The 13,903-nt window shown below is 55.8% G+C and carries 7 protein-coding genes and 1 rRNA gene; 5 read left to right on the top strand and 3 right to left on the bottom strand.

The genetic code is table 11. The annotated features are described in order from the left end of the window. Window positions 1–53: 53 nt before the first annotated feature. Window positions 54–1,730, bottom strand: coding sequence for a M14 family metallopeptidase (locus CAUR_RS05920; RefSeq protein ID WP_012257017.1), 1,677 nt, complete (start codon window positions 1,728–1,730; stop codon window positions 54–56). A gap of 121 nt (window positions 1,731–1,851) precedes the next feature. Between CAUR_RS05920 and CAUR_RS05925 the strand changes: the two genes are divergently transcribed. Further along, complete coding sequence (locus CAUR_RS05925) at window positions 1,852–2,817, top strand: PP2C family protein-serine/threonine phosphatase (protein ID WP_012257018.1); 966 nt, start codon at window positions 1,852–1,854, stop codon at window positions 2,815–2,817. Between the two features lie 247 nt (window positions 2,818–3,064). Beyond that, entirely contained in the window at window positions 3,065–4,939 is a 1,875-nt protein-coding gene (gene mutL, locus CAUR_RS05930) for a DNA mismatch repair endonuclease MutL (protein ID WP_012257019.1), read from the top strand. A gap of 921 nt (window positions 4,940–5,860) precedes the next feature. On the opposite strand, the gene recJ is transcribed toward mutL, so the two are convergent. Continuing rightward, on the bottom strand, window positions 5,861–7,573 hold the full coding sequence (recJ, locus tag CAUR_RS05935) for a single-stranded-DNA-specific exonuclease RecJ (RefSeq protein ID WP_012257020.1): 1,713 nt from the start codon (window positions 7,571–7,573) through the stop codon (window positions 5,861–5,863). Window positions 7,574–7,745: 172 nt separating this feature from the next. Between recJ and CAUR_RS05940 the strand changes: the two genes are divergently transcribed. From CAUR_RS05940 to CAUR_RS05950, 3 genes are all read left to right on the top strand, one after another. After that, window positions 7,746–8,798 (top strand): polyamine ABC transporter substrate-binding protein, encoded by a 1,053-nt coding sequence (locus CAUR_RS05940; protein WP_012257021.1) that lies wholly within the window; start codon window positions 7,746–7,748, stop codon window positions 8,796–8,798. Continuing rightward, window positions 8,795–9,517: a hypothetical protein gene (locus CAUR_RS05945; RefSeq protein WP_012257022.1), complete on the top strand. Its 723-nt coding sequence runs from the start codon at window positions 8,795–8,797 to the stop codon at window positions 9,515–9,517. The genes CAUR_RS05940 and CAUR_RS05945 overlap by 4 nt, the downstream gene beginning before the upstream one ends. Window positions 9,518–9,652: 135 nt before the next feature. Then, complete coding sequence (locus CAUR_RS05950; RefSeq protein ID WP_012660617.1) at window positions 9,653–11,893, top strand: response regulator; 2,241 nt, start codon at window positions 9,653–9,655, stop codon at window positions 11,891–11,893. A 294-nt stretch (window positions 11,894–12,187) separates the two neighbouring features. Here the strand turns inward: CAUR_RS05950 and CAUR_RS05955 are convergent. Continuing rightward, window positions 12,188–13,674 (bottom strand): 16S ribosomal RNA (locus tag CAUR_RS05955). Window positions 13,675–13,903: the final 229 nt, after the last annotated feature.

Raw genomic sequence — 13,903 nt, forward strand, 5'->3', positions numbered from 1 at the left:
CCGCCCTCCCAGAAGTCGCGCACGTGCAGTGCCGCCTATTCTCTAAGGCGATACTAACCGTCTAGCTGCACCGTTGCCCGGGCCGTACCGGCGCGCTGGGAACGGGCAACCACCGAGACGCTGCTGCCCGCCGGTGCACGTACCGTCCAGGTCAGGCGCCGCAGATGATCGGTTGGGAAACTCCCTCCCCACAACGCGCGCTTGTTCGCCCGCCCTTCCAGTTGGCCGATCTCCTGGCGCCGTTCACCGCTCACGATCTCACCGCCTTCAGGAAGCAACACTTCGACCTCAATTGGCTGCACTGCTTTTACTTCTAAAGCCTTGCGGCTGCCATACGTCGGCAGATAGCCGCTGTTGACCACGACTGCCTGCAAGCGGTAGAGATCACCGCCTAGCGCTTCGGCCTGCACGTGGCGCAATTCGAGCCGTGGGCCGGTCTGAGCAAAGGCCAGGACAAAGCGTGTATTGGGTTCCAGCGTTCGTAGCAGAAATTGTTCGGGCGGATTGCCAAACGTGCGGCGCTCGATCCATCCCCCAATTTCGACCGGGCCAAGCTGCGGATGATTGAACGGTCGCCAGTTGACAAAACCGGCGCCGCCAAGCTGTTCATCATTCCAGCGCAAGAGCTTGAGATCGTCCTCTTCGGGATGATCGCGGAACCATTCGATGAAATCACGATCCTTAATGCCGGCCTCGCCGATCATATCCCACAACTCGACGGTAAAGGCGAAGATGCCAAGCTGTTCGTAGGCCCAATCATCGAAAGCGCCGCGCATGACTTCACGCGGGTGATAACGAAAGCCGTGATAAACCGAGACGTGTTTGTAGCCGGTGATCTCCTGGCCGCGATTCCCCAGCTCTTTGTACGTCCAGAGATCATCAATCGGCATCTGATCGTCGGGTTTATCGGAATAGGGGCGGAGAATAGCACCGGAATAGGTGTGGTATGAGATGGCCCCACTAACGTTCAGATGGGAGGTGAGAAACTCAACCGCCGCCCGAATCTCCGGCTCAGAGGTTGGATACGGGCCAGCACCACGCTGTACCCCTTCCGGTGCCCAGATGTAGGGAAAATTGCGATTAAAATCCAGCCCCTGGGCCGGTGGTGCAATCTTGACCTCGTAGCCATCAAAATTGCGAATCAATCCCTCGGTATAGACCCGGTAGTACGTGCCACCGCGCTCGTCGGGAGCACGCCGCCGCATCAGCCGCGGATCGCGCTCACTCACCTTCCAGCCCCCATCGGGATCGACCACGCGCATCTGCAAGATCAAACCATCGCCATCAATATCAGCCGGGTAGAGACCGTCCCGGTCGTCGGTGAATGGGTAACGCCGGGTACCTGAGCGCACATAGACCGGTGAGGTGAGCGCCTGTTCCATGCCATCGGGGTTGAGGCATGGCACGATATACAATGCACGTTCATCGAGCAAAGCAGTCAGGTTAGGATCGTGACCGTAGCCGGTCAGCACAGTCTGAATAACGTGCAGCGCCCCCATACAACCGGTCACTTCGGTCGCATGGATGTTGGCATCAAGCCAGAAAGCCGGTTTTTCGTCATCGGCTCCGGTAGCCTGATTGGTCAACGTCAGCAACCAGATCGAACGTCCCTCGTAGCTGGTACCGATGCTACGCAGAGAACAAAGGTGAGGATACTCTTCGGCCCAGGCTTTCAATGCGGCTTCAACTTCGTGTGGACGGTAATAGCGCGTGAAATCAATTGCGGGCATAAGACAATCCTTGCTTTGTCAAACATTCTTCGTCATAATAATACCACAAATGGCCCGTCATACATAACAGAAAGCATATGGTATACTTCTAACAATCAGCATGGAGGCAACGGAGTCGCCAATGCGTGTGCGGTACAGTGCTCGAACGGATGTTGGGCAGCGACGGGAAGTAAATCAAGATGCATACGGCAGTGCCGAGATCGATCAGGGCACACTGCTCGTAGTCTGCGACGGGATGGGGGGGCACCTGGCCGGCGAGGTTGCCAGCAGGCTAGCCGTGGAAACGATCATTACCTCATTTCGGGCTGACAATGACCCCGCAGAAGGATTGCGCCAGGCTCTCATCAGCGCCAACCAGCGCGTATATCAAGAGGGCCGTGGCACGATGGGCACCACGGCGGTAGCCGCCTTTTTCTGGCATAACATGCTCTACGTTGCCAATGTCGGTGATAGCCGGGCCTATCTGGTGCGCGAAGGGCTTATCCGCCAACTGACCAACGATCACTCATTGATTGGCGATCAGGTTGCCGCCGGTTTACTCACACCTGAACAGGCACGCACATCAACCATCCGCAACATTATTACCCGCGCCATTGGTCATCAGTCCCATGTCGAGGTTGATATTTTCCGTGAGCCACTGTTGCCGGGTGATACGGTTGTTCTTTCCACCGATGGGATGCACGGTTTACTAACCGATGAAGAGATTGCGGCCATTGCCAGCATGCATCCGCTCGATGTCGCGAGTCGACGTCTGGTCGATGAGGCGAATGCACGCGGTGGGCCGGATAACATTACCGTCGTCGTGGCTCAGGTTGATGGCCTTGAACCAATCGGGTATGACACGCCGGCAGAGACGGTGACATCGCCATCGGCACCGGTTTCGCCGCCGATGGCCCGTCCGCTTTCGCGAACCGGTCTGATCACGAGCATCCTGATCCTTGTGTTGCTGGTCGGGCTGGCAACGTCGCTACTGGTCACCAATGAACCTTCGCTCCCACCTCTGCTCAGTTCGCCAACGCTTGCCGCTACCGCCACCCTGCCACCGACGACAACAACACCCCTGCCACGGCCCACCGAGACACCCTGATGAATGGGAAGCGGATAGATCGTAGCCTTCGCATGCCATCCAACGCAATATGCCCATACAGCGTATGGCAGGGAATCATCTCGCAGAGTGCTATACACCTGGATTTGTTTTATTCAGGTGATTGCCCTGAAGGAACAGAGATGGTACAATAGCGTTGAACATTTGTTTGTATTATTGGCCTGGCACTCAGTAACGACTCTTCATCAGACACCAGTAGAACTTCGGGAATACAGCTCAATGGTGTAATATGCCCATTCGTCTCCTCGATGAAACCATTGCCGCGCAAATCGCTGCCGGCGAAGTAGTTGAACGACCGGCGTCAGTCGTCAAAGAGTTGCTCGAAAATGCCATCGACGCCGGTGCGCAACGGATCGTGATCGAGGTACGGGGTGGCGGATTGCGCGAGATTCGCGTGCAAGACGATGGCTGTGGTATTCCGGCTGACGAAATTGAACTGGCCTTTGCCCGCCACGCAACCAGCAAATTGCAATCTGCTGACGATTTGTGGGCTATTCGGACACTGGGGTTCCGCGGCGAAGCCCTGCCCAGCATCGCCAGCGTTGCTCAGGTCATCTGTATCTCGCGGGTTGCCGATGCTGAACTCGGTGTTGAGTTGCGGATTGCCGGTGGTGAAGTTCAATCCCGATTGCCGTGCGGTTGTCCGGTTGGTACGACGATCACGGTACGCAACCTCTTTTACAACACGCCAGTCCGGCGGGAATACCTCCGTTCTGAAGCGACGGAAACCGGAGCCATCAGCGCAATTGTCCAACAATACGCACTGGCTTACCCGGAAGTGAGCTTTAGTTTGTTGATCGATGGCCGTATGGCCTTACAGACCAGTGGTGATGGCGATCTCCGGACGGTGGTCGTCGAGCTGTACGGCCTCGAAGTTGGGCGAGCACTATTGCCGGTACAGGCAGAAGCTGGCGTAGACGAAACATGGGTCGCGGTCAATGGTCTGATTTCGCCACCTGAATTAACGCGCAGTTCACGGAATTATCTTTCGCTCTTTGCCAACCGCCGTGCGCTGCAACCGCGGGGGGCACTGGCTGCGGTGGTCGAGAATGCGTACCATACGATGCTGATGAAGGGACGGTTTCCGATTGCCATCCTCGATGTGCGCGTCCATCCAGCCGCCATCGATGTCAATGTCCATCCTACCAAGAGTGAAGTGAAGTTTCGCTACGCTGCTCACGTTCACAGTGTCCTAGGACGTGCCATTCGTGACGCTTTGCTGCGCGGCGCCGATATTCCAACCTGGGATGCCCCTGATCCGGCAACGGCCCAGCGACGCTTTGAGTTACGTCGGCTGGGTCAGGTAGCAACCACACCCTCCTCTGGCTGGAGTGTTGGAGCCTCGGCGTGGGATCGTGAACGCTCGCGCTGGGATGTCGGTTCGCCGGCAACTGCGCTGAACACGCCCCTTCCCATTGTGCCCGAAGCACCACAGTCACCGCCATCGCCAACGCTTGTGCCCGAACCTGCCCGGCAAACCCCAGGCGAGCCGATAACTCCAGCAGTTCCGGCAGCGGCACCCTCGGCACTACCCCCGTTACGGGTAGTTGGGCAGGTCGGCCTGACCTACATCGTGGCTGAAGCTCCCGAAGGGATGTATCTGATCGACCAGCACGCAGCCCACGAACGCATCACCTACGAGAAATTGATGAATCAGTATGCCCAACACGCGGTTGAGTCGCAGCAGTTGTTGATTCCACAGGCGGTTGAGGTTAGCCCGGAAGCAAGTGCCTTGTTGTTGGGTAATGCAGAGCGGCTGGCAGAATGGGGCTTTGTCCTCGAACCGTGGGGCACCGGTGTGCTGGTTCGCGCCATCCCGGCCACCTTACCGACCGATGAACTGACGCAAGCTATCCACGAGATAGCCGAAAAGCTGGCCGGACGTGGGGGCAGTGATCCGCTGGAATGGCGTGAAGCGATGTTGATTACGCTGGCCTGTCACACCTCAGTCCGCGCCGGACAGCCACTTTCCCACGAAGAGATGCGGCAATTGTTGCGACAACTTGAACAGTGTGTCAGTCCGCGTACCTGCCCCCACGGTCGTCCGACGATGATCTTGATGACACCGGCTCAGCTCGAACGCCAGTTTGGGCGACGGGTATAGCCCGGCCTGAAGGCACAACGCCGCAACGGAGCAGTCTCTGCCGGCAGGCAGTGAGCTGCATTTGGGGCTGTATAGTGGTTGGCTCCATGCCAGAGACGTTAATCCGATGGCTGGGTTGCCTTATGCCTGGTTTAATCAGAGGCATGGCATGCTATCTACGCCTTGAGCGCTCCATCGTAGAGCCTAAGCGCTGGTCTCCCCTGAGAGCGCGAGCCGCGACGTGCTATACCTCTTCGCGTGGCGACTTGTGTGCACAAACACCGTTCTTCCCTGGGAGCGCGAGTCTCCGGCTTGCTCACGACCTGAACCAGATTGCAACAGCGGAAGCCATCCATCACCAGTGGTTCCCGCCTCTGCAGGCCGGGTATACCAAATCTTGCTCTACAATGTGCATTGTTCAGGTGTGATCATCGTGCTGAAGCGTTACCAGGTGCACCAACTGCGAGTCGCTGGTGGGTTGTTGTTGGCGTAGTCGTAGGGATACGGCATGCCGTACCCCTACGACCCGCGCGCATCATTCAGGTGTGGTATCAGGTTCATAACCGACTCGTGGGTCATGACTTCTCTGATAGACAGAACATGCGAACGCATGCAGAAATAAAGCCTGGAGATGAACTGAACGCCCTCGCCCCAGCCCCTCTCCTGCGCAGCAAAAGAAGAGAGAGTAGACATTGTGTTCGATCATATTTTCTGTCCGTCCCCGATGGCGAGCTAGAGTGAGGGCGTAACGCGGCACCCTGTTCGACACAACACCACTGTCACTTGCTCACCACCCATCACCCCGGCGTTGCCCCTGCGCCTGACAGCCTGTGAACCAGTTCGTGCACCGATGGCAGCAATTTAGTTGGTAGCACATCTGACAGCGTGCCGGCACGGGCATAACAATCTGCACGATGCCAGGATTGCTGCCATCTTCTCCACTCACTCGCTCTTCGTTGCGCGCCGGAAATCGCGCACCAGCAGCCGTAAGCGACGCTGTCCGTTCCATTCATCAACTGCCAACTGGTACGCCAGATCGATGTTTGGATGACGACGAAGCGCATCCGCGAAGCGACCAAAGTGAAAACCGATAGCCTCGAACGAGGTCTGACCGACACGCACACGCATCCGCAGATGATTGCCATCAGTTGTCGGTTGCGGATCGATGACTGTAACATTGGGGGTCATGAACACAGGCTGCGGATTACCCTGTCCAAACGGTTCGAGCTGGCACAGGGTAGCGTATAGATCCCACGATAAATCACTTAATGGCACAGTGGCATCGATCAACAATCGTGGTACGAGCTGTTCGGCTGACAGATGCTGGCTCCCCAGGGCCAGTAACCGCTGTTCGAGCGCCGTAATCTGGTTCGTGGAAATCGTAAAACCGGCAGCCGCAGCATGTCCACCATAACGGACAAAGAGATCGGCACATTGATCGAACAGATCGATGATACTAAACCCGGGGATCGAGCGCGCTGATCCACGTGATGTCTCCTCGCCTTGCTCGATCACAATTACCGGACGATGATAGGTCTCAACCAAACGGGCGGCGACCAATCCGATAACACCCGCGTTAAAACCGGGGTGCGAGACGACAATCAGCGGATGTTCGGTGCGACCACTCTGCATCACCATGGTTTCTGCCATGGCATATAATTGCCGGGTCAATGCCTGCCGCTCACGATTGGTGGTATTCAATTCGGCAGCCAGCAGATCGGCTTTCATTCGCTCATCAGCCAGGAGCAGCTCATACGCACGACGCGCATCGGCTAAGCGACCGGCTGCGTTGAGGCGCGGTGCCAGAGCGAACGCAATTGCGCCGCTGTCGATCATACCCGGCGACAGGCCGGCAGCCGCCACCAATGCCAGGACACCAGGACGCGAACTTTCATTGAGCGCAATCAAGCCGGCCCGTACCAACACCCGATTCTCGTCGTGGAGTGGACCCATATCGGCGACAGTGCCTAGCGCAACCAGATCGAGCAGATCACGTCCACGTAAACCGGCTGGCCGCTTACCGTAGCGTGCCAGTGCCTGCACGACTTTGAAGGCAATCCCGACCCCAACCAGACCTTTGAATGGATAGGCACAGTCGGGCTGGCGTGGATTCACTATTGCCAGGGCTGGCGGCAGCAACATGGGTGGATGGTGGTGATCAGTGACAATCACATCGAGGCCGAGCCGATTGGCTTCGGCTACCTCTGCATAATTGGAAATGCCGCAGTCGACCGTTATCAGCAATGTGACACCATCGGCCACCAACTGACTAATCGCCAGATTGTTAAGACCATACCCTTCGCGGGCACGATGCGGAATGTATGGCCGAATCCGTCCCCCCATCGCCTTGATCGCCTGCGTCAGCAGGGCAACCGCAGTGATCCCATCGACATCAAAATCGCCGTAGACGGCGATCAATTCGCCCCGCTCAATCGCTTCGGCAATACGACCGGCAGCGGCTGCCATACCTCGCATGGCAAACGGATCGTGCAGGCCGGAGCTGTAATCAGCGTTAAGAAAAGCTCTGGCGATGGATGGCTCATGCAAGCCACGCTGATAAAGAAGGTGTGCAAGCAACGGGTGCAGACCAAGTTGCTCAACGAAAGAAGTGGGTGCTGGCGGACGGATCTCCCAGCGCTGACGGCGAGCTGACATACCTGTAACTCCTGGCCAATAGCATCATGGCAAGCGGCGATTATTATACGCTGTTTTCATCTCAGAGGTAATTGCAACGATTTTTCATACGTATCTCCATTTGTCGGTAATAGTGGAGTGCTATTATTAAAACCGTTGAGAATGGTAAATCGTTGCACTATCATCACACTTTATGCTACCACGTCTCATTTCTACAATCCTGCTCTGCTGCATCCTGATCGGATGTACCATACCACCATCACCGCCATCACTGCCTTCTTCGTTGCCGGTGTTGCATATTCTGAACCGGGAAACCTCGATTGATCATGCGCTCCTGGTGCAATTTACTGCCGAAACCGGGGTAGATATTGCGTATCATACGTACAGGAGTAGTGAAGAAGCGTACAATCTGCTAACAACGAGCAAGCAAGGCTACGATCTGATCATCGTCAGTGATGAACTGGCCGAGCGCTTACGTCGTGAGCAAAGACTGGCTGTGCTCAATCACGAACGGATCACACATCTGAACAACATCGATCCGGTCTTTGCCAGATCGAGCATTGATCCAGGTTATCGCTTTTGTGTGCCATACTTGTGGCGCATCGTCGGCCTTGGTTATCGTTATTCAGCCATCGGTCGCGAGATCGAGAGTCTGGCAGCAGCGTTTGATCTGGCTCAAATCAAGCGCATGGCCTTGATCGATGATGCACGTGTAAGTTTGGGACTGGTCCTGATTATGTTGGGGTATAGTCCAAATACCAGTGATCCGGTCGCTATCGGTGCGGCCCGGGACTGGTTACTAACGGTGCGACCGTACATACAGTATCTTGCCGCAAATGACGGACAGGATATGTTGCAACAAGACAGGGTTGACATTGTTGTGGAGTGGAGCGGTGATTTGTTGCAAGTGGCACGTACCGATGATAACCTGCGTTTTGCCATTCCCCAGGAGGGTAGTCTGTTTACGGTTGATAGCATGTGTATACCGACTGGGTCTGCTCAGCAAGCGGCTGCCGAACAGTTTATCGATTTTATCCTGGATGCTGAAAACGGTGCAGCTCTAGCCAATACGACCCGCTACGGCACACCCAATCAGGCTGCGTGGCCGCTGTTAGATGCTGAGTTACAGGCGCAGATTCAGCATCAACAGACTCTTGAGCAAAGAGGATTACTCTTTCGGCTAATTGATGTAGACCCTGCGGTACGTGAACTGTACCGTGCGGCGTGGATAGAGGTACGCCAATGACGTCATCAACCCCTTCATGCCGACGTCGTCTCGTTGTCGGGATTGCCGGTGCCGTTTCGTTTTCGTTATTGATCTCATTCATTGGGTTGGGCCTGTTCTTATTCCTTCAAGATCAGGCCATTCGGCGATCACGGCAACTTGAAAAGATACTGGAAACAACGCTCGATCTCAAGGCAGACTTTCTGATAGCCCGCCAGTACGATTACGACCTGATTGAGCTGGCGCGTCACAATCAACGCCTCGACTCGATAGTTGAGAGGAAACATTCAGCAGCCATCACTAATGTTGTAACAGGGTTGCATGAACTGGCGACGTTTGATGCAGATGTTCCTGAACTGGTATCCCATCGACAAGCGATGGCTCGTCTGCTGGAGCAATACCAGACGACAGTAAACCAGATCAAAGATCAGATCGAACAGCGTCAGCGTACTGACGGTATTGAACAGGAGCTGCGTGACGCACGGTACAAACTCTGGCAACACCTTGAGCGTAGTCCCGCCGACTTTCGAGAACTTGGTTTACGTCTCTCCTTAGACGAACAGGCATATCTCTCGACCCGACGACAAGAGTATATCGATAATGTTCGACTTCAGATTAATAAACTCTACGCCATCGCATCCTCTTTGCCGGATACGGAACGAGTCGTGGTAGAACGAGATGTTGCTGACTATCTGGAAGATTTTTTACTGTTAGTCACACTTGATCGCGATTTGCAGTAACACGCTAACACCTTACAGTATCAGACTGATGATCTCCTGCTGATCATCAGCGAACTTACGCGCATACTGAAATCTGAACAACAACAAGTAAATGCCTCTTTTTCGACAACGATCTGGATTGGCTTCTGGCTCGTGATGTGGATGATCGGGAGCAGTGCCGCAATTTTCATCGGCGGTGGCTGGTTTATTAACCGCTACTTTACTCAGCCACTCATCACATTGACAAACGCAGCGCGACGAGTTGCCGAGGGATGGCGCGATACACCAATCCCGCTCGTCGGTACTGATGAAATTGGTGACCTTGCCCGCTCATTAGCGAGGCTAACTGCCAGCTTGAATGCAACGATTGCTACACTTGAAGAGCGCATCCAACAGCGTACTGCACAATTGCAAGACGCCTTACGCGAAAAAGAGACGGTTCTTGTCCGTTCGCAGCAGCAACGATGGCGCGAACGGACATTGATTGATTTGAGTTTGCGCTTGAATAGTGCCCACAGCGAGGAGGAGATTTATCGATCTATCGTCGATGCGTTTGTTGCCATTCGTGAAAATCAAGATCGGATTGGTATCTACGTCCGTGATACGGATTCAAGGCAATGGCTGCCCTACATTACCTATGGTTATCAGCATAATCCCCTCCTTACGCTGACGGCGCCGCCTGCACTTGAGCAGTATACAGCTAATCCGTTCTACATTCCTGATCTTCGGCAGCATCAGTTCACAGACCTGATCCAGGCCGAGGGATCGGCGATTGTGGCAACGATTGCCGTGCAAGGACATCCCCAGGCCATACTGGTTGTCTATCGTCCACAGCCTCACGCCTTCGATCACGCTGATATTGAGAACTTGCGCCTTGCTGCGCAGTTAACGACGTATGCGCTTAATCGGGTATCCATAATGGCTGAAATGGCTGAATTACAGCGTGCCCGAGAACGCGCTGAGGTGGCCGTCCGGGAACGCAGCACATTTTTGGTTCGTCTCGATCACGATATTCGTCAACCGTTAAATACCATTATTGCGCTCAGTGAATTGTTGCGCGAGGCGCTGGCCACCCAGACCATGTTTGCCGAAGATATCGACAAGATTCGGCGTGCCGGACGTCACCTGGTGAACCGTTTTAACCTTCTTCTCGACAGTGCAAAAATCGAGATCGGTTCTCTCAGCTTACAACCGGAACCTTTTATCTTTGATGCCCTGCTCGATAATATTCTTGAAGAAATATCACCTCTCATCCACCAACACCAGCATCGTTTTGACATTGAGCGCCCTGCACAAGTGGGGATGATCGTAGCTGATCTGAATCGGTTACGTCAGATCTTTATCTATCCGCTGCGTTTTGCTGCCACGACCACGATGCGCGGTGTGATCACACTACGTGTACAGCGATTGAGTGGCGACGAAATAGACACACTCGAAGTCATAATCACCGATACTGGACCATCACTGAGTTCAGAGCATCTGAATGCACTACTTACGCCTTTCGCCGTTCCCCCAGACACAACACGCCAGTTAGATGAAGGATGTGGTCTGGCGCTGAGCCGTCAATTGTGTGAGTTGATGGGAGGGACATTTCAGGCAGTTCCTCGTACTGCGGGTGGAGTCAGGTTCACTATTCGTATCCCTCTTAGCACGCTACGCAATGCTGAGGAAGTGTCACCGCCGGCGTACCTCCCTCAGCCTGATCTGGTGTTGATTACGACAACGCAGGCACGTGTGCTACAGTCAGCATTAGAACAATTTGGCTGGCAGGTGCAAAGCGAAGCCAGTCTTGCGCATGTGCTAAATCGTCTCTACCGTCCGCCTGCTGCCATTCTGATGGATGTACCGGAAAATCGTGATCTGGTGGTAGCGACCTTACAGGCTGCCGGCTGGCAAGATGTGCCGATCATCTGGTTGACCGATAACGTTGAGAGTACCGGTAGCACCGATTATGCAGTATGGCCGGGGGAGACTGAACAGGTGATTCAGACGGTGCAGGTCGTGTTATCTCGCCGCTCAAGAACTGCAATGTCGCGCACCATTCTGGTAATTGATGATGAACCTCCAACACGGCTGATGATCCGTCGGGCATTGGAGAGTGATGGTTGGGTTGTATTGGAAGCAAACAACGGGCAGATTGGAGCAACCATCTGGCGTACCAATAAGCCACAACTGGTGATCATGGATATGACGTTGCCGGACGTTGATGGTCTGGTACTCTTACGCGAAGTGCGCGCCGATCTGGAAACACCGGTGATTGTGGTATCAGAGCGGACACTGCGGCGCGAGGAGCTGGAACTTCTTGCCAGTATTGGCGCAGTCGTGTTGCAGAAGGGGCGTTATCGACGGGGTGATCTCCTTGAGCTGGTTCGCAAACTGATATGGGAACGGCTGTGAACCGCATTCTTACTGCACCGGCGGGAGCACTGATGCAGCGTCAGGGTGATGGTTGGGTAGCGTGTCATGCATTCGCTGCTACCAGATGTGAAATCATACAATGTGTTCGTGAGAAACTGGTATGAATAGCCACTGGGTCAGGGAGATCGCCGCGCCAGCTTCGCCCATAACAGGATGAAATACCAACAAAAACCCCCTGTCACATCGTGACAGGGGGTAGCACCTGGACAGGCAAGCGTGATCCATCAGCGGCATCGTAGCAAGAACAATCGTGATAGTGGGATTGCTCCCTAGAAAGGAGGTGATCCAGCCGCACCTTCCGGTACGGCTACCTTGTTACGACTTCGTCCCAGTCGCGGCCCCTGCCCTCGGCCGCTGCCTCCCCGACTGGGGTTAGCACACGGACTTCAAGCATTGGCCACTCCCATGACGTGACGGGCGGTGTGTACAAGGCCCGGGAACGTATTCACCGCGCCATGGCTGATACGCGGTTACTAGCAACTCCGCCTTCACGGGGGCGAGTTGCAGCCCCCGATCTGCACTGAGACCACGTTTAGGCGATTAGCTCCACCTTGCGGCTTGGCAACGCATTGTCGTGGCCATTGTAGCGTGTGTGTCGCCCCGGACGTAAGGGCCATGCTGACTTGACGTCATCCGCGCCTTCCTCCGCCGGTCACGGCGGCAGTCTCGGTAGACACCTGTAACTACCGACACGGGTTGCGCTCGTTGCGGGACTGAACCCAACATCTCACGACACGAGCTGACGACAGCCATGCAGCACCTGTGGTGCACCCTCGCAGGCCACCCTGTTTCCAGGATGTGCAGCACCATGTCAAGTCCGGGTAAGGTTCTTCGTGTTGCGTCGAATTAAACCACACGCTCCGCTGCTTGTGCGGGCCCCCGTCAATTCCTTTGAGTTTTAAGCTTGCGCTCGTAGTCCCCAGGCGGCCGGCTTACCGCGTGAGCTAAGGCACCCAGCACACCAACGTGCGCCAGACGCCGAGCCGGCATCGTTTACGGCGTGGACTACCCGGGTATCTAATCCGGTTTGCTCCCCACGCTGTCGCGCCGCAGCGTCAGGTCAAGCCCAGGTGGCCGGCTTCCCCACTGGCGTTCCTCCGGATCTCTACGCATTTCACCGCTCCACCCGGAATTCCGCCACCCTCTGCTTGCCTCGAGTGGACTCGTATCGGCGCGCCTCGCCCCGTTAAGCGGGGCGCTTTCAGCGCCGACGCAGCCCACCGCCTGCGCGCCCTTTACGCCCAGTAACTCCGGACAACGCTTGCCCCCTCTGTCTTACCGCGGCTGCTGGCACAGAGTTAGCCGGGGCTGCTTCTGGTGGTACCGTCAGGCTCGTCCCACCCGAAAGGAGTTTACAACCCGAAGGCCGTCGTCCTCCACGCGGCGTTGCTCCCTCAGGCTTGCGCCCATTGGGGAAAATTCCTTGCTGCTGCCTCCCGTAGGAGTCTGGGCCGTGTCGCAGTCCCAGTCTGCCCGGTCGTCCTCTCAGACCGGGTACCCGTCATTGGCTTGGTGCGCCGTTACCACACCAACTACCTGATGGGCCGCAGGCCCCTCCCGGAGCGCCTTGCGGCTTTCCTCCGTAGAGCGTATGCGGGATTGTCCCGTCTTTCGACGGGGTATCCCCCACTCCGGGGCAGGTGACCCACGTGTTCCTCAGCCGTTCGCCACGCAGCCAGGCCAAGCCTGCTGCGTTCGACTTGCATGCATTAGGCACGCCGCCAGCGTTCGTCCTGAGCCAGGATCAAACTCTACATTGCTGGACTACGATGCGCGATGGATCACGCTTGCTTGTCAAGGTACAGGTGATGCGGGGGAACAAAAAACTAGTGTCACGGGAGTGACGCTAGTTGGCGAGTTCGCGCCCGCTGGATTGTCAGGTCTACCGTGGAGGTGAGACCGTTGCCGTCGCAACGCTGCGTAGTATACTCGAAGGTCGTCAGTCTGTCAAGTGGCAGAGTAATCACAGGCAACGCACACGCCAGATCG

This window comes from Chloroflexus aurantiacus J-10-fl (genome assembly GCF_000018865.1).
In the GTDB taxonomy this organism is placed as follows: Bacteria; Chloroflexota; Chloroflexia; order Chloroflexales; family Chloroflexaceae; genus Chloroflexus; species Chloroflexus aurantiacus.